Genomic DNA, 19379 nt, shown 5'->3' with positions numbered 1-19379 from the left:
GACATGCAATTAACACGATTCGTATCTCGATCAGCGGGGTTCTGGGCGGGCTTGCTGCTTTTGGTCTGTATCGTGGGATTGGGGTGGGGGACGCAGAGTCTCTCATTCGCCGAGAGTCCGACCGACTTGTACTTTGGCACTGAGGGAACGCCGCAAGGGCCTTCCGCTCCGGGACCCCATGAAACCGTCTATTCACGGATCGGTTCATTCGATAGCCGGTTGTTGGTCTGGTTCGTGACGCAGCAGCATACCTATTTCGGCGGATTTGTCCTCGCGCTGCCGCTGTTTTGCGCCTTGCTGGAGTTCGTCGGGCTGATCACGAAAAAGCCGGCCTTGTCGCTACGATACGACGGGTTGGCCAGAGACTTGGCGAAGGTCGCGTTGTTGGCGCTCTCGGTGACGGCGGTGGTCGGAAGCCTGATGTTGTCCATGTTCATCTACTTCTACCCGTCGTTCATGAAGTATATGGGCGGGACGTTTAAGTCATTCATGCCGGCCTACGCCATTGTGTTTGTCGGAGAGTCCCTGCTGCTGATTCTCTATTACTACAGCTGGAATCAGATGGCCGAACGCGGGTTGAAGTGGATCCACGCCGCGATTGGCATCCTGACGAATATTTTCGGCACCTCATTGTTGCTGCTGGCGAATGCCTGGTCGGCATTTATGATGGCTCCGGCCGGAGTGGATGCGCAGGGCCGGTTCCTGGGGAACGTGTGGCATTTGCTCCATTCATCCCTGTGGAATCCCCTCAACGTCCATCGGTTTCTTGCGGACATTATGTCAGGCGGTGCGGTGGTGTTGGCCTATGCCTGCTACCGGTTTTTTACCAGCAGGACCAGTGAAGAGCGGGCCTATTTCGATTGGGTGGGCTACGTCTTCCTGTTCGTGACGGTCTGTGCCCTGCTGCCGATGCCGATTGCCGGATATTGGTTGATGCGCTCGGTGTATGCCTTCAGCCAGAGTATGGGCGTCACCATGATGGGCGGGTTGTTGACCTGGCTCTTTGTCGTGCAGGCGTTGTTGATCGGGGCCCTGCTCCTGGGGATCAACTATTACATCTGGCAAAGCATGGCACGGATCAAGGGGGGGGAGCGGTACCAGCCGTACTACCAGTCCCTGCTCGGTGTCCTGACGCTGGCGCTGTTTATCTGGTTGACGCCGCACACGGTGATGATGTCGGCCGGCGAAGTGAAAGCCATGGGCGGGGCGCAGCATCCGGTGGTCGGGAACTACGGGGTCATGTCGGCAAAGAACGGCGCGGTGAATGTGATGATTCTCATCACAGCCCTCAGCTTTCTCTACTATCGTCGGGCGAACCGAACCATGACCGTGTCGTGGGTCAAGACAGGCAATACGCTGATCGGGATACTGTACACGGCGGGCCTTGTGAATGTGATTTGGTTATCGATCTATGGCTTCTACCTGCCTGCAAAGATCCGGGTCGGACTCTCCTCGCCGCAGGCATTTACCACGCTGACGGTGATTGTGGCAGGTGTGGTGATCAATCGCCTCATGTTGAGGGGCTCGATTGTGCACGGTCCTGTGCAATGGGGAAAGATTTCCGTTCGCGGCATGGTGGTGCTCTTTGGGTTGGCCGCAGCGTTCACCTGGGTCATGGGTTTGATGGGCTATATTCGATCCTCGGGGCGTCTGGCCTGGCATGTGAGCGAACTGATGGCGGATGTGTCGCCCTGGGCCTTTACGCCGGATCTGGAATTTGCCGCTAAAATGGTGACGCTAAACATGGTGGTCTTTTGGGGGGCGGTGTTGGGGTTGTTCTGGATGTGTCAGCGCGGGCAGCAGCCGGTGATGGGGGAGGAGTTTTTTGAGGAGAAGCCCCCGGCCCTGGCTCCGTCGTCTTCGCAAGAAGCGTAAGAAAGAGGAAAGGTGAGGGAGGATATGAAGCGCAGAGCGGTGTGGAGCGGAGTGGCTGTTTTCAGTGCGGTGTTGTGCTTAATCGTGATGATGGGCGAGCGGGTCTCGGCTGAAGGCCAGGTGCTGGTGCTCGAAGATTTTCAAGGGAAAGAGGCCGACGGGTTTCCTTCCGCCTGGGACCATGAGAATCAGCGCAGTCATTCCAAAGGGCGCGAAGCGTATAAAGTGCAGACTGAAAACGGCGTCAATTTCCTGTCGGCGAAAGATGCCGGCCAGCGCATCAAGAAGAAGAAAATCGATTGGGATCCCAAAGCCTATCCGGTCCTCACATGGCGGTGGCGGTTGCAGAAAGCGCCTGCAGGAACCGATCAGATCGCGGCCATTTATGCCTCGCTGGATACGGATCTCTTGTTCATTCCTGTTTTTACGAAATATGTGTGGAGCGGGGCGAAGCCCGAAGGCACCTTGACGGAGGGCGGGATGTTCAGCGGCGCCGAGATCGTCGTGCAAAGCGGGACGAAGGAGGTCGGCCAGTGGTTTGAGGAGCGGGTGAACGTCTACGAAGATTTCAAGCGCATCCATCAGCATGAGCCCGCGGCAAAGGCGTGGGGGATTTCGATTATCGCCGCGCCGGGGGTCGAGATCGATTTTGGCTCGCTGGTTGCGAGTCCTGCAAAGTAACCTGTCGTAGAAATGATGACCATGACCGAGGCCGGATCGGGTCGCACGCTGTCGACCACGAAATTAATCGACATCATATTTGGTGTCGTCGTGATGGGGACGGTGGGAACCCTGATCGGTCTTATCATGGGGGGCGGTCTCGTGCCGTTGGCTATCGGGATTGGCCTGGTCATGGGAGGGGTCGTGGGGTTTTTGGGCGGCCGCCGCTTTTTGATCAGTATCCTGATCGGAACGGTTCTGGGGGGAGCGCTGGCCTGGTTGGTGGCGGGGCCGGATCGTATTTCGGTGGGTGCCGGAGCCGGGGCGGCGATGGGTGGGTTTCTGGGAGTACAGATTTCCATGCTGCTGGATATGCGTGCCGCACGCAAGGCTGCCGCAATAGAGACTCCCGATGAAGGCGCGACTCCCGGAGCAGGGGCGCAATAAGGCCGCGGCGGTGTAGCCGCGGAGACACACGGAGACGTATGGAAAACAGGGGCGTGCTGATCGGGTCGATCGTGTTTGTCTTTGGGTCCTTTATCCTCCTGATCGTGGGGCTGGTCTACGAGTCCTATAAGGCCAAGCAGATGCGTGACTTGGCCATGAGCATCAAGACGGAGTCTCGTCCGGTCGCGGCGAAGACCGTGGCGCAAGATTATTCCATGTACAAAACGAGAGTCGGGGACGAAGGTCGGGAGATGGTCCAAATTCCCGAGGGTCCCTTTACGATGGGCAGCAATGACGGTGATCCGGATGAGGCCCCTGAACATCAGGTGTTTTTGAAGGGCTACTATATCGATCGGAATGAAGTCACGCAGGATGAGTATCTGCGTTTTGCGAAAATGACCAAGCGGCCCGTGCCGAGAATCGAAGTCTTTGAAGACGATCAGTCAAAGGTGTTGAAGCCGGAGCTGGCCGCGATGAGCGTGTCGTGGGAAGATGCCAAAGCCTATTGCAAGTGGGCGGGGAAGCGGTTGCCGACTGAGGCGGAGTGGGAAAAAGCCGGCCGTGGCGAGGGCAAACGGAAATACCCCTGGGGGGATAAGTTTGTGCCGGGCATGGCCAATGTCGATGGCCCGGAAGATGGCTACAAGTACCTCGCTCCTCCCGGGTCATTCGAGGCCGGGCGCAGCCCGTACGGGTTGCATGACATGACCGGAAATGTCGCCGAGTGGGTCGCGGACTCCTACGACGAACATTTCTATAAAAAGGGGATTTATCGTGACCCGAAAGGGCCTGATGATGGCGATCTCAAGGTGGTTCGCGGCGGCTCATGGAGAGAGACGGAGCAAAATGCAAGGCTGTCCAAGCGGTTTGCCGCCAAGTATTGGCGGAATGACATCACGATCGGAATCCGATGCGCGAGCGATCTGGATTCCGGGTTGGAATCGGCAGGACAGTAACGGTCATGCTTGAGACGCGATTCAAGGTTGTTTTTGGGCTCACCGTGCTTGCCTTTGCCTCTCTCCCGATTATCGCCATTCTGCGCGGGACCACGATAACGCCCTTTGAAGACTCGTCTGAGGAATCGCAGGAGTTGTCGAAGTCGTCCGACGGTCTCGGAGGGATATCAGAGGAGCCGATTAAGGACGAGATGGTGCTTATCCCCGGGGGCGTGTTTATTCGCGGCACGAATGCCGGCGGGTTGGACGAGCAACCGGCCAGAGAGATCGCGCTCGACCCTTTTCTGATCGATCGATATGAAGTGACGAACTACCACTATGGGAAATTTGCCGCTGCCACAGGCCATCGCAAGGCCGGTCCTCCTGCACGATACGCGAAGAACGTGGGCAAGATGCGCGGGCCTAACCAGCCGGCAGTCTATGTATCGTGGGACGATGCCCAGGCCTATTGCCAATGGAAGGGCAAGCGTCTTCCAACTGAGGCGGAATGGGAAAAGGCTATGAGGGGAGTGGATGGGCGCCTCTGGCCGTGGGGAAATGTTGAGCGGGCCAACGGGGCCAATTGGGCGCGCGTCAATGACGGGCATGAAGTGGCGGCTCCGGTCGGAGCATTTCAGGCCGATGTGAGCCCCTTTGGTGTGATGGACGGGGCCGGGAATGTGATGGAGTGGGTTGAGGACTGGTATTCCGAGAGCTATTTCAAGGAATCTCCGGGCCAGAATCCCCCCAGCCCAGAGCATGGTGTATACCGAGTGCTCCGTGGCGGGGGCTATACCACAACCGGGGCCGATATCAGGATTACGAGTCGCAGTAAAATGGTGCCGGATTTTCGTGATGAAACGATTGGATTTCGATGCGCCAAAGAAGCCAACAAGGCTGAGGCTGCAGCATCAGCTGACCGGGTTAAATTTACAGGAAATCAAAGTAGTACAGAATCAGAAACACGGCCAAAATGATGTTGACAACCATTCCGGCCAAAACTATAATGTCGAACAATTTTGAGTTTTTAGTCATGATTTTCCCTTTGTTTTTAAGCCACTTGCGATGAATTTTGAATAGCACACAGTTTTTTGCGTGTCAAGGAATTCACCGATTTCGATCAATTCACTCGATTTAGGGAGGGGGAAGTACGATGGCGACAGCAACAGCCGATAGTGATTTGAAAGTTAAGATTGGGAAGATGATTTTCTACATCACTTGCGCCGTAGGTTTGTGGTTTTTTTATTGGTTCGCCGGCATTCAGTGCCCTTGCTAGTCTTGCATTGTCAAGCGCGATGACGTTAACGGTTTAGTACTGATTTGAGGGAGGCGGCGCGATGGGGCAGACAATTTTCTACGCGATAGTTTCAGTGGCGATTTGTGTGGCGTACTTTCTGGCGGTGGACCATTTCCTGATGGACGCGCAAGGGTTGGATTTCTGGTACATGTTCAGGAAGTAGTCCGGCCGAGTGTGAGTATGGTCGTTCGAAGATTGGTTCATCATATTTTTGGAGTGCATCAAGGAGGTTTGCCATGGGTTTTTTAACCCGTAAGAAGATGATGTCGATCATGGCGCTGGGCGCGATGGTCGGCCTCCTCCTGCTTCCCATTGTCATGTCGTTGCCCTCTTTGGCATCCGGTGAAGAGGCTCCTGCGGCAGACGGGAAGAAGGATGAGTCGAAGGTTGAGAAGGGCAGGGACGTTTACTACAAGACAGAAGGTATTGTGGCCGGTGCTCCAGCCCCGAAGACGACGGATGGTGTGAAGGACTATCCGCGGTATAACTTCGAGAGCCGGGTCTTGCTGTGGTTCGCGAATCAGCAGCACCTCTACTACGGCAGCTTCGTGTTGGCCGTCCCGATCTTCTGTATGGTGGTCGAGTTTATGGGGGTGGTGACGAAGGATAAGGCGATGGCCAAGCGGTATGATCAGCTGGCTTATGACTTTATTAAGATTAGCTTGACGGCCTATTCGCTGACTGCGGTTCTTGGCGGTATCCTTATTTTTACCTTCCTGACTCTCTATCCAGCCTTCTTCGGCTACCTGTCCAGCATCTTCCGTCCCGTCATGCATATCTACGCATTGATGTTTGTGGCTGAGAGCGGGACCCTCTACATCTACTATTATGGTTGGGACAAGATGAAGGAGGGGTTCTTGAAGTGGATCCATCTGAGCATGTCGGTCATTCTCAATATTATCGGCACCTTGCTCATGTTCCTCGCGAATTCATGGATCGGCTTCATGATGTCGCCTGCCGGCGTTGACGAGCAGGGGCGGTATCTGGGAAACATCTGGCACGTGCTTCACACCGCGTTGTGGAATCCTCTTAATCTTCACCGCATCCTGGGTAACATGGCCTTCGGTGGCGGTGTGGTCGCGGCGTATGCGGCCTACAAGTTCCTCGCGTCGAAGACCGATGAAGAACGCGCCCACTATGACTGGATGGGTTACATCGCGATGGCCCTCGGTGTCGCGTTCTTGATTCCCTTGCCTTTTGCTGGCTACTGGCTCATGCGCGAGGTATACGCGTATCGGCAGCAGATGGGTATTACGCTCATGGGTGGATTGCTTGCCTGGCTCTTTATCATTCAGGCAACCATGATCGGCATCCTATTCTTGAGCACGAACTACTACCTCTGGCAGGCAATGGGCCGGATGCGTGGTGCGGAAAAGTATCAAAGGTACATCAAGTATCTGGTCTTTATCCTCGCCTGCGGGTATCTCGTGTTCATCACTCCGCACACCATGGTTATGACTCCGGCGGAATTGAAGGCCATGGGAGGGCAACAGCATCCTGTTCTGGGTAACTACGGCGTTATGTCGGCCAAGAACGGCGGCATCAACGTCATTATTACCACCACGGTGTTGAGTTTCGTGTGGTACATGCGCGGTAATAAGGTTTCGACTGTCTCCTGGTCGAAATTTGGAAACATCTTTATGGGATGTTTCTTTTTCTTTGCGTATATCAACATCATTGGATTGGCCATTTACGGCTACTATATTCCCGCAAACGTCCGTGTGGGATTGTCCGTACCACAGGTGGCCACTACGCTCTCCTGTCTCTTCTTCATGTTTGCGCTCAACAGCGTCATGATGAAGGGGGCCAAGCAGGTGGGGCCGATCGAGTGGGGGAAGATTTCTGCCCGCTCGCAATACGCTCTGATTATGTTGGCGACTGCCTTTACCTGGATGATGGGATTGATGGGCTACATCCGCTCATCGGTCCGCCTCTTCTGGCATGTGAATGAAATCATGCGCGACAACTCGCCGTGGGCCTATACCCATACGGTGGGATTCGCCGCAAACATGATCTCGTTCAACGTGTTGTTCTTCTGGGTAAGCATTCTCTTTGTGTTCTGGCTCGGCAGCCTGGCGGCCAAGAAGGCCCCGGTTGAGGCAAAAGCGGCGGTTCCCGGTAGTGCGCCGCAGCCAGCAGGTAGCCACTAACTATCTTATTGAGCAACTTGCTCTTGGAAGGGTGGCGTGACAAACGCCTCCCTTCCTGAGTAGGCGCAGGAGGTCAAAACCGTGGGCGATTTGATTAAACAGGCGCTTGATATGGGGTGGCCAGCGTTGGCGTTGTTGGCCGGCCTTTTAGTGTATTTTCAGGTTTCCATCAGTGATCCTGCCGCCAAAAAGCGGGCAACGTTTAAAACGTTTATCGGTATGATCGCCACACTGATGTTGTTCATGGCGATCGCTAACTACGCAGAGAATTTCTACGGCGAAAATCGGCTCTTGCCGGTGTCCCTCGTCATGATCACCGCGGCCTCCTTTATGATGGCGATCTATTTCGCCAATCTCGGGGCGTTGCTGAAGATCGGCGGCTTCATGTTCTTCGTGGCCGCCTTCCTTTCCGGCTATGGAAATTGGCTGCCGCAGGTCGAGGGCGGATTTCCTCCGAAGGAAGAAAAGCTCGACTTCAGTTCAATGACCGCTCAGCAGTTGGCTGATGAGGGTGAGAAGATCATTTTCGGCGGAATTGGAAAAAATAAAGAGCAGGGTGCCATCGGGAAGGGGCAATGCCCGCTCTGCCATGCGTTCCATGCCGGTATGCTCGGAGAGCGTGCGCCTAACTTGCAGGGATTACCCGAGCGCGCAGGTAAAGAACGCCTTGAGGATCCAAAATACAGTAAGGGCAAGCCGGCTGGTCGTGACTATGCCCAGAAGGAAGCTTTCCCGGGTTCAGGGACTGCTGAGAATGGCATTGAATACATTGCAGAGTCGCATGCCTGTCCCAACTGCTATGTAGTGGCAGGCTACGGTGTCAAGGGCACCAACGATAAGGAAAGCCCGATGCCGTCCATTCATAAGCCGCCGATCTCGCTTAGCATTGAGGAACTTGCCGCTGTTGATACCTGGTTGTATGTCCGGGAAGGTCGTGATGCTCCGTCGTTTGAAGAGATTACGAAGGCCTACGAAAAGTTCATCCCCGAGGCTGATCGGCCTAAGAAGCAGGAAGAGAAGGCTGGTCCTGCCAGTGCGTTGATGGCAGACGGGACCGAGCCTGTCGATCAGATCTTTGCCAAAGCCCAGTGTGTGTCGTGTCATACGATTCCAGGGATTCCCGGTGCCACTGGTACGATCGGTCCGAAGCTTGTCGAAGGGACCAATGCGCCGACTCGCTTTAAGGACAAGGACTATAAGGGTACAGCGAAAACGACACCCGATTACATTATGGAGTCGATTATTAACCCGAGTGCCTATGTCGTGAAGCCGTTCCCCGATAACACGATGCCGAAGGTATTTGGTCAAAAACTCAGTGCCGGGGCCCTTAAGAAGATTGTGGACTACCTCTCGCAAGTGTACGAGGGGAAAGAGCCGCCGAAAATTTCCTAGAACTGAGTTGTGAACTTTTAGACTAAAGGGAGTGAACCCATGAAAGCATTGATGTCAGTCGGCGCACTAATTGGAGCAATCGGATTGCTCCTCTTGGTGGGGATGATCCTCGACGTCGTCCCATCAAATACTGTGCGCTTAGTCGAAGGCTACATGCCGATGCAGATGCTCTTCGAGATGGCCTGCTTTGTGGCGGGCTTTACCGGATTGAGCTTTCTTTTGAATTCGATGGGCATGGCGATCCCCCGCTTCTGGCAGGGGATCAGTTTCTGGGCCTTTGTCCTCTTGTACCTCAAGTTCCGCGTGTATCCTCCTATTCCGTTCAGCGTGCGCGCCATGTATGGCACCGTGTCTCTTGTCGCGGTGTTTATGTGGGTGTCTGCCAGTGAAGAGGATTGGAAGAAGTTCAAGCAGCCTATTATGAACGTCCTCGATGCGCAGTCTGGATCAAATAAGATGCTTCGATATGCGTATCTGGTCCTCATCCCGGTTTTGATCGGCTGGACTTCATTCAATTCGATGAAGCCGAAGTCTGAGGAGCCCATTGAGTTACGCACCGTTCACCCGGCCCCTCCGGCCAGTACCAAGGTGCACGGCAAGACCTATACGCTGCAAACCTCACAGAATCCGTATCGTGTCAATCCTGAGGGGAAGTTTGATCAGGAGTACAGCAACAAGCTGATCGTCGAGCAGGGCATGGGTCGCTTGATGGCGCCCAATGCCAACCCCTGGGATGAGAAGAATGAAGGATATCTTAAGTATGTCAGAGAGGGCGGAGAGATCTTCTTCCAAAACTGCCATTTCTGCCACGGAGATAACCTGAACGGCCGTGGGTTGCATGCGTTCGCCTTCAATCCGATTCCCGCGAACTTCACGGATCCGGGAACAATCGCCCAGCTCCAGGAGACCTTCATTTTCTGGCGCGTCGCCAAGGGTGGTATCGGGTTGCCGAATGAAGGATTCCCCTGGGCTTCTGTTATGCCGCCATGGGAGCAGCATCTGACCGTGGATGAAATTTGGAAAGTGATTCTGTTCGAATACTGGCACACGGGTTACTACCCAAGGACCTGGGACTAATCGTCCACCGGTTTTACGGATCACCCATGGATTATGAGATGAGGAAAAACATGATGAATACGTCGATGGGCAGAAAAGCAGGGGTCGTCCTTGCCTCGGCCTTCGGATTGGCACTGTTTTCTGCCAGTCCATTGGTCCTGACGGCATCTGCAGAAGAAATTCCGCAGGGGTTCAAGAAGGGTGAACTGGCGCCTGAACCAGCCGCCGATATGATCGAGGCCGGGAAGCGAGTCTATTTTACCAAGTGTGTGTGGTGTCATGGCGTCGATGGGGCCGGCGATGGACCTGGCGCCGACCGCCTGTGGCCACGTCCGCGCAACTTCAATCAGGGCACATTCAAGATCCGCCACACGGCCAGTGGTGAGTTGCCTTTGTTTGATGCCAAGAAGCCCATTCCCGGTCAAAACGACCTCTATGAAACCGTTACGCACGGATTGCCCGGGTCTGCGATGCCTTCCTGGGAAGGTATCTTGACCGAAGAGCAGCGGCTTCAGGTACTTGCCTTCGTCACCACTCAGTTGGTGAAGGACCGGAAGTTCACTGATAAACAGTCGGAAACCCAGACGATTCTCCAGCTTGCTGAACTGAAGCCGAAAGAGGCGAACGATGAAAGCAAGAAGAGAGGGTCTGAGCTGATCGTCGAAAAGAAGTGCGTCGAGTGTCACGGCATGGAAGGCCGGGGGGACGGAAACGCCTTCAACCTGAAGGATGACTGGGGCTTTTCTATCCAGCCGGCAAACTGGCACAAGTGCTGGAACTTCAGAGGAAGCCGCCAGGATCCATACAACGTGAAGAACATTTTCCGTACCTTTTCGACCGGTGTGAACGGGACGCCGATGCCGTCGTTCGCCGACAGCACCAGCATCGACGATCGTTGGGACATTGCCAACTTCGTCAATTCACTGTGCGAACGGGATGATCAAGGTCAGCCGCTTCCGATTGATCCTTTGACTGATAAGCCGAAGATCAATTTCGTGGTGCCATCGAGTGTCGTGGAGGGCGAGATTCCTGCCGACATTGAAAATGAAGCCTGGCAGAAGACCCCGAAGCGCTATGTGGCAATGGGTGGACAGATCACCCACAAGCCCCGCAACTTTGTGAACCGTATCGACGACATCTGGGTCCGTTCGCTCTATAACGATAAGAGCGTGGTTTATCTCCTTGAGTGGGATGACCGGACCAAGAGCGTGGCAGAAGGGAAGTTGCCCTGGGCCCCGACGGAAGTGAACCTTGACATCAAGGAACAGGAACCGAAGACGGGCGAGGAAGGATCCATTGCGGCCCGTCAGAACAACTACGCGGTCTATAATGATGCGATCGCCATCGAGACTCCAGTGAAGTGGCAGGAGCTCCCCGCTCCGATTAAGCCGCGCTATCTCTTCGGGAGCAACGAACAGTTCCCGGTCGATATCGTGAAGTGGGAAGCCGATGGGTCAATCCGGGCCTTCAAAGGAACCGGATGGGACAAGGACTTTGAAGAGCGGGATAGCTACGAAGAGAACCTGAAGGTTCTGAAGTCCGAGTGGAAGAATGGTCGCTGGTACGTCATGATTCAACGTCCGCTTGGCAACAAGAAGGATCAGGATTATGACGAAGACACGATTTTTGAGATGGGGAAATACATCCCCACGGTGTTCTTCGCGTGGGACGGTCATAATGGAGATGCGGGTCGCAAGATGGCCGTGTCGGCCTTCTACTACACGTTCCTGCAGCCTCCGATTCCTCAGGAAGTCTACATCTATCCGTTCGTGATTGCCGGTGGCATCGTGGTCCTGGAAGCCTGGGTCCTGACACGCCGCGCAAACAAGCGGAAGGGCAAGGCTCTCTAGTCTCAGGTTGAGAGTGATGGTAGTTTAAATCGAAGGGGGTGGGGCAACCCACCCCCTTCGTGCTTTTTGAGGTGGGAGAGGAACGGGGTGCCAATTGGATGCAACAGGTGTCATCCTCGCCGGCGGGAAAAGCCGGCGAATGGGTGAAGATAAGCGTTTTTTGAAGGTCGGAGAGGCCACTCTCCTTGAGCGCTCAATCAAGGCGATGGCTCAGGTCTTTTCCGAAGTCCTGGTCGTGATTGCCCAGGATAGTCCCCCATTGGAAATGACGGGTTGCGAGGTGTATCGGGACCTGATTGCAGATTGCGGCAGCCTGGGAGGTCTCTATACGGGGCTGACGCGAGCGTCCCGGAGCCGAATTTTTGCCGTGGCCTGCGATATGCCCTTTCTGAACCCCGATATGATTCGATGGTTTCTTGCGCGTGATCAAGAAGCCGATATCGTCATGGCGAAGCTCGAGGCCGGCTTACAGCCGCTGCACGCGGTCTATGGAAAGCGAGCTCTTCCGTATCTCCAGCAGATGGCAGAGGAGCGGCGTCTGAAAATCCAAAGCATTGCCGCAGAGCCGTCGTTGAGAGTCACCATTGTCTATCCCTCAGAGTGGCGAACGATGGATCCCATGTCGCGCTCCTTTCAGAATGTCAATTCACCAGCCGAACTGCAAGCGGCCAGAGCGGCGGCATCCGGGACTCCCCTTTCATAGCGATGGGCAGCGTTTTGCGTAGCGTCCTGGTCGTTCACCCGGGCGGGTTGGGTGATGTGCTCCTTGCAGTTCCTGCTCTTCAGGCGATCCGTTCACGCTATCCGAAGCATGAGTTGGTCCTGCTTGCAGGAACAGAAGTGGGGCGCTTGCTGCAGGCATGCGGGATTATCGATCGTATCCTCTCGATAGAAGCCGGCCACCTGGCCACGCTGTTTGCCGGTCCTCAACAATTCTCGGCTCAGGTGGAGAAATTAATAACGCGCTGCGACCTCGCTGTTGCGTGGTTGAGCGATTCCGATGGATCGCTTCAGGCCGCCTTGCAGAGCCGAGGGATTTCACGGATTATTGTGCAGCAGCCTGAGAGGGGGACTGCGTGTCATCAAAGTGATCGGTTTCTCGCCTCAGTGCAGGATCTGCCCGTCGCTCACGACGAGGGTTCTCTCAGACTGAACTTGCCCGAGCCATTTTGTGAAGGCGGTCTTGCGGAGTTGAAAGGGGCCGGTCTTGAAAAGGGGGCTCCCTATGTTGTGTGCCACCCTGGAAGCGGGAGCCCGCATAAGTGCATAAGGCCGGACATCTTGGTTGATATTCTTACCGGGTGCGGAGAGCGAGCCCTCGCGCCGGTTATTGCCGTGGGGCCGGCAGACGAGCAGGCCCTTCAAGCATTGGATAAAGAAGGTTTGAGCGGGGTGCCTGTCGTTCGTCCACAGAGTCTGGTCACTCTCGCAGGCATCCTTGCCCGAGCCAGTGCGTATATTGGACACGATTCAGGCGTGACGCATCTTGCGGCACTCCTCGGGATCCCGACCCTGGCGATGTTTGGCCCGACCGATCCTTGCCGATGGGCACCTCGAGGGGCTCACATTTCGGTGGTTACAGGTGCGGCCTGTTCCTGTAACGGGTGGGATGCGGTTCGGGCCTGTCGGGAGAAGCCCTGTCTCCAAGTGCCAGCGACGGAGGTTTTTCCTGCGCTGGACCGTCTCCTTTCCCGCTACCGTCAGGTAACAAATTCCTGATCCCTCACCTTGTCTCCCACTATGCCGTATGCTACAGTGCCGAATTGTTTTTCTCTTTCTTCTCTAAGTACTTAGGAGATTTTGTGACGCAGGGGGTCGTGCAGGAAAAGGTTGCCAACGCGCTCCAGGGTGCGCTGTCAGACGCCAAGGCCAAAGGCCAACTGAAGATCGAGTCCTGGCCGACCGTGACGTTGGACGCACCCAAGCGCCCTGAATGGGGCGACCTTGCCACGACTGTGGCCATGGCGTTGGCGGCATCGGAGAAGCGGGCCCCTCACGATATTGCCCAGATCATTGCCGATAACCTTTCTACCCGCGATCAGTTGTTCGAGCGAGTGGAGATCGTGCGGCCGGGCTTTCTCAACCTGACCGTCAAACCTTCTGTCTGGCTGGAAGTTCTCCGGGAGATCGAACGCCGTGGTTCAGCCTACGGGACCTCCGCATCGGGAGTCGGGAAGCGGGTATTGGTCGAATACGTGAGTGCCAATCCCACCGGGCCGCTGCATGTGGGGCATGGCCGAGGGGCTGCAGTGGGGCAGGCATTGGCGCGACTTCTGAAGGCGGTGGGATACGACGTCGTCAGTGAATATTACATCAACGATGCAGGCCGGCAGATGAAGCTGCTGGGAGCGTCGGTTTCCGCCCGCGTACAGGAACTTGCCGGGAAGCCGGTGACATTTCCCGAAGACGGATACCATGGCGAGTACATACGTGAAGTCGCCGAGCGGATTCATCAGTCCGAAGGCGCGCAACTGGCGGGGTTGGCCCCGGCCGAGGCGGAACAGCGCTGCCGCGATCTGGCCTACCAATCCTTGCTGCAGCTCATTCGAGAGGATCTGGCGGCCTTAGGGATCGAATTCGAGTCCTGGTTCAGCGAGGCCTCGCTGCTCGCGTCCGGAGCAGTGGAGCGGGCCTTTGCCGATCTGAAACAGCAGGACCTGCTGTTTGAGAACGAAGGGGCGCTCTGGTTCCGGTCGTCGAAATTCGGCGACGAGAAAGACCGGGTCGTGCGCAAACAGGACGGTGAATGTACGTATCTTGCCTCCGATATCGCCTACCATCGCGACAAGCTGCAGCGGGGTTACGACCTTCTGATCGATGTCTGGGGAGCGGATCATCACGGCTACATCCCGCGCATGCAGGCGGTGATGCAGGCCTACGGTCACCCGAAAGAGCGGCTCCAGGTCGTGCTGGTGCAGTTGGTCAAACTGCTGCGGGGCGGCGAGGAAGTCAAGATGTCGAAGCGCTCCGGCGAATTCATCACCATGCGTGAAGTGCTGGACGAAGTCGGCGCCGATGCGGCCAAGTTCTTCTTCCTGATGCGCGATTCAAAAACCCATTTGGATTTCGACCTCGAACTGGCGAAGCAGCGGTCGGCGGATAATCCCGTCTACTATGTGCAGTATGCCCATGCCAGAATATCGAGCCTCTGGCGCGTGGCTGCGGCGCGAGGCATCGTGTGCCCGCCGGCCGCTGAAGCCGATCTGACCGTGCTGACAGACCATGATGAACTGGGGCTGATCCGGAAACTGTCGGTCTATCCGGAAATCCTTGAAGCGAGCGCCCTGGCGTTTGAGCCGCACCGTCTGACCTACTATTTGCAGCAACTGGCGTCGCTGCTCCACACCTTTTACAACAAGCATCGGATTCTGCCGCCGGCGGTGGATCAGGAAACCGGGGAGACGCCCGTGGCCGAAGAGGTGTCGCCGAAGACCACGGCTGCGCGCCTGGTGTTGATGCGGGCGGTCCAGCAGGTCATCAAAAACGGATTAGGCGTGCTGGGGATTTCCGCGCCCGAGCAGATGTAGCGACACACGATCACGACATGATTCAGTTCACGCTCAGACAGCAAGACAGGCAGACGAAGGCGCGCTTGGGACAGCTGCGTACCGCGCGGGGAGTGATCGACACTCCGGCGTTCATGCCGGTGGGCTCCTTGGGGCCGGTCAAGGGACTGGAGCCGGATGATCTCCACAACCTTGGCTTCAGGCTGATGCTCAACAACGCCTACCATTTGTATCTGCGCCCCGGACACAAGGTGGTTGCCGAACTGGGCGGACTGCATGCGTTTACCGGCTGGCCGGGTGCGATCCTCACGGATAGCGGCGGGTTTCAGATTTTCAGCCTCGCGAAACTGTGCAAGATCACGGATGACGGCGTGACGTTTCAGTCGCATATCGACGGCTCGACCCATTTCATCACCCCCGAAACCGCCATCGAGATCGAAGAGGCGCTGGGCGCTGATATCATCATGGCGTTCGATCAATGCGTCGCCCTGCCGGCCTCGCGCGAGGCCATTCAGGAAGGGGTGCGCCGCACGACGGCATGGGCGAAGCGTTGCCAGGAGAGTCGCCGGCGTGCCGATCAGGCCCTCTTCGGCATCGTGCAGGGCGGGCTGGAGGCCGATCTGAGAAGGCGCTCGGCCCAGGAACTGGTCGCGCTCGATTTTGAAGGCTACGCCATCGGCGGGTTGTCGGTAGGGGAAAGCAAGGCGGATATGTACGCCATGCTGGATATCACCGCCCCCGAACTGCCCGAGGGCAAGCCGCGCTATCTCATGGGTGTCGGTCTGCCGGAGGATTTGATCGAAGGGGTGGCCCGCGGCGTCGACTTGTTCGATTGCGTGGTGCCGTCCCGGCATGGACGTACCGGCTGGCTCTTTACGGGGTTCGGGCGCGTGTCGATCAAGCAGGCGCAATATACGCGGGATGAACGGCCCATCGATCCCGACTGCGGATGTCCGGTCTGCAAACGGTACTCGCGGGCGTATCTGCACCACCTGTTCAACGTGAAAGAAATGTTGGGATCAAGGCTGAATACCATCCACAATCTCTGGTACTTTGCAGATCTCATGCAGCGGGTCCGGTCGTCGATCGAGCGCGGGACCTTCCTCGCATTGCGCGACGAATTTTACCGGGCGCGCGCCGCAGAGGCGCCGAACGGCGAAACTCGAGAGGGTGCCAACGATGACCGTCGGACCGGATTGGATTAAGACGTGATGAAAAGGAGCGCAGCGACATGGTGATGGCTTCCGTAGCATGGGCGCAGGGATTAGGGGGCGGCGGCGGATCCAGTTCAGGGACCCTGTTGTCCCTGGTGCCGTTCGTCCTGATCTTTGTGATTTTTTATTTCCTGCTCATTCTGCCGCAGCAGAAACGGCAGAAGGCGCAGAAGGCGATGCTCGATGATTTGAAAAAAGGCGACAAGATCATCACGGCGTCCGGCATCTGGGGCACGATCACCAATCTCGGGAAATCGACCGTGACGCTGCAGGTGGCCGACAACACGAAGATCAAGATTCAGAAAGAGCATATTGCCAAGTTGCGGGCGGATGACGACGACAAAGAGTAGTTGAGTCCAAGACAAGAGAGGGTGACGGGGACATGAAAAAAGTGAGCGGACGGTTTGCGTTACTCGCGTTGGTGCTGGTGCTGTCGGTGGTGTTTTTTCTGCCATCATACAAGCCGCTGTATCAGGCGTTGCCTGATTGGGCGCGCAAGGTCTTGCCGGATAAGGGCATCACGCTGGGGCTGGACCTCCAGGGCGGCATTCACATGGTGATGGAGGTCGATGAGGATCGCGCGGTCGAAATTGCCGTGGAGCGATCCGTCAATTCCCTCCAAGATCTGTTGGTCGATAAGAAGATTCCGGCCGAGTCGATCAAGCGGACGGCTCCGCAGCAGGTCACCATTCAGTTCGCCAACGGGGAGCTCAAGGCGCAGGTGCAGAAGCTGCTCGATGAGTATCCGACCTTCTTCGAGGTCGAGGCGGCCGGTTCGGCCAATACAGTTGTCTGGGAGCTGCGCGATACCGAAATCAAGCGCATCAAGGATTCCGCGATCAACCAGGCGTTGGAAACCATCCGGAACCGCATCGATCAGTTCGGCGTCTCGGAACCGCTGGTTCAGCGGCAGGGCCTGAAGCAGATTGTGGTGCAGTTGCCGGGCGTGAAAGAACCGAAGCGGGCGAAGGATCTCATCAAGGAGACCGCCTTGCTCGAGTTCAAGATGCTCGACGAAGACAATCAGTTGAAGATGGATTTCCCTGCCCGGGTCCCGAAGGAAAAAGAAGCCGAGACCGTCAAGCAGTTCGAGGGCAAAATCCCCGAGGGCGATCAAATCCTTTTCGAGCGCGTTGTCGAAAAGGACACCGGGAGGGAATTCCGCGTTCCCTATCTCGTGAAGAAGCGGGTCATGCTGACCGGCGACGTGCTGAGCGATGCGCGCGTGTCCATCGGGCAGTTCAATGATCCCTATGTGTCGATTGAGTTTGATAGCAAAGGTGGGCGCGAATTCGAGCGCATCACCGCCGAGAACGTGAAGAAGCGGATGGCCGTGGTGCTGGATAACACGATCTATTCCGCTCCGGTGATTCAAGAGCGCATCAGCGGCGGACGGGCGCAGATCACGGGCACGTTCAGCACGCAGGAAGCCAGCGATCTGGCCATCGTGCTGCGCGCCGGTGCGCTGCCGGCGCCGCTCAAGATCATTCAGGACCTGACGGTCGGCCCGTCGCTCGGCCAGGACTCCATCGACAAGGGCGTGCAATCGACGCTCATTGCCGGCGCGATCGTCGTGGTCTTCATGATCGTGTATTACCGCGTGTCCGGCGCGATTGCAGATTTCGCGCTGGTGCTCAATCTCGTCTGTTTGTTGGGCGCGCTGTCGGCCTTGAACGCGACGCTGACGCTGCCGGGCATCGCCGGCATCGTCTTGACGATCGGCATGGGCGTCGATTCCAACGTGCTCATCTTTGAACGCATTCGTGAAGAGTTACGCCAGGGCAAGGGTGTGCGCCTCGCGGTGGACGGCGGGTATAACAAGGCCTTGCTGACGATCATCGACTCGCACGTGACCACCTTGATTACCGGGGTTGCCTTGTTCCTCTTCGGCACCGGGCCGATCAAAGGATTTGCCGTGACCCTCTGCCTGGGCATCGCCATTAACTTGTTTACAGCCTTGGTGGGTACGAAGGTCATCTTCGATGTCCGCAACCAACGGTCAAAAGTTGAGACTCTCAGCATTTAAGGAGCGCGCATGTTAGAGATCCTGGGGAAAACCAATTTCGATTTCATGGGGAAGCGCAACATCTCGTTTCTCTTTTCCGGCATCATGGTCTTGCTCGGGCTGATCGCGGTCGTGCAGATCAGCCGCGGCGCGGCCAACCTCGGCATCGATTTCGCCGGCGGCACCGCAGTGCAGCTCAAGTTCGAGCAGCCGATCCGGATCGAGGAAGCGCGGCAGGCGCTGGACGCGAACGGAGTGACGAACGCGGAATTGCAGGAGTTCGGGCAGGAGAACAAGCTGCTGGTCCGCGTGAAGGCCTCGACGACCATCGAAGAAAAGACGGCCGAGCGAGTGATGGCGGTCTTCACCAAAGACTTTCCCAACAATAAATTCGCCGTCGAGGCGACGACGGAGATCGGTCCGACCATCGGGAAGAAGTTGCAGGAAGATGCGCTGATCGCCGTGGTCATCTCGTTTGCCGGCATCATTCTCTACATCGCGGCGCGATTCGAACTGCGATTCGGCGTGGCGGCGGCGCTGGCGACGTTCCACGACGTGCTGGCTGTGCTGGGCACCTTCTATATACTCGACAAAGAAATTACCCTCTTGGTCGTGACGGCCCTGTTGACCCTGGCAGGGTACTCGCTCACCGATACAGTTGTGGTGTTTGACCGGATTCGTGAAAACCTCCGTCTGCGCCGCCGGGAATCGGAAGAGGCCACGATCAACGGGGCGGTGAATCAGGTGTTGAGTCGGACGATTGTGACCAGCTTGACCGTCGTCCTGGTCTTGATTCCCTTGACGCTGGCTGGCGGGGAGGTGTTGCACGATTTCTCGTTGGCGTTGTTGTGGGGCGTCATCTTCGGCACCTTTTCGTCGGTGTTTGTCGCCAGCCCGTTGCTGTTGCTCTGGCCCGGCGCGAGCGGACGCATGATGAAGCGGGGCTAGAGTGGTCATTCTCAGGCACCCTGACACGATGACAGGGCAACCCA

General features: G+C 56.7%; 17 protein-coding genes. All 17 read left to right on the top strand.

All coding sequences use genetic code 11. The features are described 5' to 3' along the window. The first annotated feature begins 3 nt into the window (after window positions 1-3). The 17 genes from ACO9S2_RS03715 (at window position 4) to secF (ending at window position 19335) form a co-directional block, all read left to right on the top strand. Complete coding sequence (locus ACO9S2_RS03715) at window positions 4-1875, top strand: cytochrome ubiquinol oxidase subunit I (protein ID WP_423720562.1); 1872 nt, start codon at window positions 4-6, stop codon at window positions 1873-1875. Window positions 1876-1899: 24 nt separating this feature from the next. Continuing rightward, window positions 1900-2556 carry a DUF3047 domain-containing protein gene (locus tag ACO9S2_RS03710; protein WP_423720560.1) on the top strand — a complete coding sequence of 219 codons (657 nt, stop codon included), beginning with the start codon at window positions 1900-1902 and terminating at the stop codon, window positions 2554-2556. A 21-nt stretch (window positions 2557-2577) separates the two neighbouring features. Next, window positions 2578-2982, top strand: coding sequence for a hypothetical protein (locus ACO9S2_RS03705; RefSeq protein WP_423720558.1), 405 nt, complete (start codon window positions 2578-2580; stop codon window positions 2980-2982). 38 nt (window positions 2983-3020) lie between these two features. Then, a complete protein-coding gene (locus ACO9S2_RS03700; RefSeq protein ID WP_423720557.1) occupies window positions 3021-3938 on the top strand; it encodes a formylglycine-generating enzyme family protein in 918 nt (305 codons plus the stop codon). A 5-nt stretch (window positions 3939-3943) separates the two neighbouring features. Then, a complete protein-coding gene (locus ACO9S2_RS03695) occupies window positions 3944-4894 on the top strand; it encodes a formylglycine-generating enzyme family protein (RefSeq protein WP_423720555.1) in 951 nt (316 codons plus the stop codon). Between the two features lie 360 nt (window positions 4895-5254). Next, a complete protein-coding gene (locus ACO9S2_RS03690) occupies window positions 5255-5377 on the top strand; it encodes a hypothetical protein (RefSeq protein WP_423720554.1) in 123 nt (40 codons plus the stop codon). 73 nt (window positions 5378-5450) lie between these two features. Continuing rightward, window positions 5451-7364, top strand: a complete 1914-nt coding sequence (locus tag ACO9S2_RS03685; protein WP_423720553.1) for a cytochrome ubiquinol oxidase subunit I — start codon at window positions 5451-5453, stop codon at window positions 7362-7364. A gap of 81 nt (window positions 7365-7445) precedes the next feature. After that, window positions 7446-8756, top strand: a complete 1311-nt coding sequence (locus tag ACO9S2_RS03680) for a nitric oxide reductase (protein WP_423720551.1) — start codon at window positions 7446-7448, stop codon at window positions 8754-8756. A gap of 39 nt (window positions 8757-8795) precedes the next feature. After that, window positions 8796-9833 carry a c-type cytochrome gene (locus tag ACO9S2_RS03675; RefSeq protein WP_423720550.1) on the top strand — a complete coding sequence of 346 codons (1038 nt, stop codon included), beginning with the start codon at window positions 8796-8798 and terminating at the stop codon, window positions 9831-9833. Between the two features lie 50 nt (window positions 9834-9883). Beyond that, on the top strand, window positions 9884-11662 hold the full coding sequence (locus tag ACO9S2_RS03670) for a c-type cytochrome (RefSeq protein WP_423720548.1): 1779 nt from the start codon (window positions 9884-9886) through the stop codon (window positions 11660-11662). 94 nt (window positions 11663-11756) lie between these two features. Next, window positions 11757-12365, top strand: a complete 609-nt coding sequence (locus ACO9S2_RS03665; RefSeq protein ID WP_423720547.1) for a molybdenum cofactor guanylyltransferase — start codon at window positions 11757-11759, stop codon at window positions 12363-12365. 2 nt (window positions 12366-12367) lie between these two features. Further along, window positions 12368-13381, top strand: coding sequence for a glycosyltransferase family 9 protein (locus ACO9S2_RS03660; protein ID WP_423720546.1), 1014 nt, complete (start codon window positions 12368-12370; stop codon window positions 13379-13381). 134 nt (window positions 13382-13515) lie between these two features. Further along, window positions 13516-15189, top strand: coding sequence for an arginine--tRNA ligase (gene argS / locus ACO9S2_RS03655; protein WP_423720707.1), 1674 nt, complete (start codon window positions 13516-13518; stop codon window positions 15187-15189). 17 nt (window positions 15190-15206) lie between these two features. Continuing rightward, window positions 15207-16373, top strand: coding sequence for a tRNA guanosine(34) transglycosylase Tgt (gene tgt, locus ACO9S2_RS03650; RefSeq protein ID WP_423720545.1), 1167 nt, complete (start codon window positions 15207-15209; stop codon window positions 16371-16373). Window positions 16374-16405: 32 nt separating this feature from the next. Then, a complete protein-coding gene (gene yajC, locus ACO9S2_RS03645; RefSeq protein ID WP_423720544.1) occupies window positions 16406-16732 on the top strand; it encodes a preprotein translocase subunit YajC in 327 nt (108 codons plus the stop codon). A 32-nt stretch (window positions 16733-16764) separates the two neighbouring features. Then, the gene (secD, locus tag ACO9S2_RS03640) at window positions 16765-18408 is read left to right on the top strand and encodes a protein translocase subunit SecD (RefSeq protein WP_423720543.1); all 1644 of its coding nucleotides are present in this window, start codon (window positions 16765-16767) and stop codon (window positions 18406-18408) included. Between the two features lie 9 nt (window positions 18409-18417). After that, window positions 18418-19335: a protein translocase subunit SecF gene (gene secF, locus ACO9S2_RS03635; RefSeq protein WP_423720542.1), complete on the top strand. Its 918-nt coding sequence runs from the start codon at window positions 18418-18420 to the stop codon at window positions 19333-19335. Window positions 19336-19379: the final 44 nt, after the last annotated feature.

The sequence above is a fragment of the Nitrospira sp. NS4 genome (assembly GCF_049546785.1).
Lineage (GTDB): Bacteria > Nitrospirota > Nitrospiria > Nitrospirales > Nitrospiraceae > Nitrospira_D.
Note: the sequence above shows the minus strand (reverse complement) of the source record. Positions and strands in the feature narration are given on the sequence as shown.

Excerpts from the sequence above, each read along its gene's own strand:
- yajC (WP_423720544.1), top strand. The coding sequence starts at position 16,406 with ATGGCTTCCGTAGCATGGGCGCAGGGATTAGGGGGCGGCGGCGGATCC.
- ACO9S2_RS03690 (WP_423720554.1), top strand. The coding sequence starts at position 5,255 with ATGGGGCAGACAATTTTCTACGCGATAGTTTCAGTGGCGATTTGTGTG.
- tgt (WP_423720545.1), top strand. The coding sequence starts at position 15,207 with ATGATTCAGTTCACGCTCAGACAGCAAGACAGGCAGACGAAGGCGCGC.
- ACO9S2_RS03695 (WP_423720555.1), top strand. The coding sequence starts at position 3,944 with ATGCTTGAGACGCGATTCAAGGTTGTTTTTGGGCTCACCGTGCTTGCC.
- ACO9S2_RS03710 (WP_423720560.1), top strand. The coding sequence starts at position 1,900 with ATGAAGCGCAGAGCGGTGTGGAGCGGAGTGGCTGTTTTCAGTGCGGTG.
- ACO9S2_RS03700 (WP_423720557.1), top strand. The coding sequence starts at position 3,021 with ATGGAAAACAGGGGCGTGCTGATCGGGTCGATCGTGTTTGTCTTTGGG.
- ACO9S2_RS03705 (WP_423720558.1), top strand. The coding sequence starts at position 2,578 with ATGACCGAGGCCGGATCGGGTCGCACGCTGTCGACCACGAAATTAATC.
- ACO9S2_RS03660 (WP_423720546.1), top strand. The coding sequence starts at position 12,368 with ATGGGCAGCGTTTTGCGTAGCGTCCTGGTCGTTCACCCGGGCGGGTTG.
- ACO9S2_RS03675 (WP_423720550.1), top strand. The coding sequence starts at position 8,796 with ATGAAAGCATTGATGTCAGTCGGCGCACTAATTGGAGCAATCGGATTG.
- secD (WP_423720543.1), top strand. The coding sequence starts at position 16,765 with ATGAAAAAAGTGAGCGGACGGTTTGCGTTACTCGCGTTGGTGCTGGTG.
- ACO9S2_RS03685 (WP_423720553.1), top strand. The coding sequence starts at position 5,451 with ATGGGTTTTTTAACCCGTAAGAAGATGATGTCGATCATGGCGCTGGGC.
- ACO9S2_RS03670 (WP_423720548.1), top strand. The coding sequence starts at position 9,884 with ATGATGAATACGTCGATGGGCAGAAAAGCAGGGGTCGTCCTTGCCTCG.
- secF (WP_423720542.1), top strand. The coding sequence starts at position 18,418 with ATGTTAGAGATCCTGGGGAAAACCAATTTCGATTTCATGGGGAAGCGC.
- ACO9S2_RS03715 (WP_423720562.1), top strand. The coding sequence starts at position 4 with ATGCAATTAACACGATTCGTATCTCGATCAGCGGGGTTCTGGGCGGGC.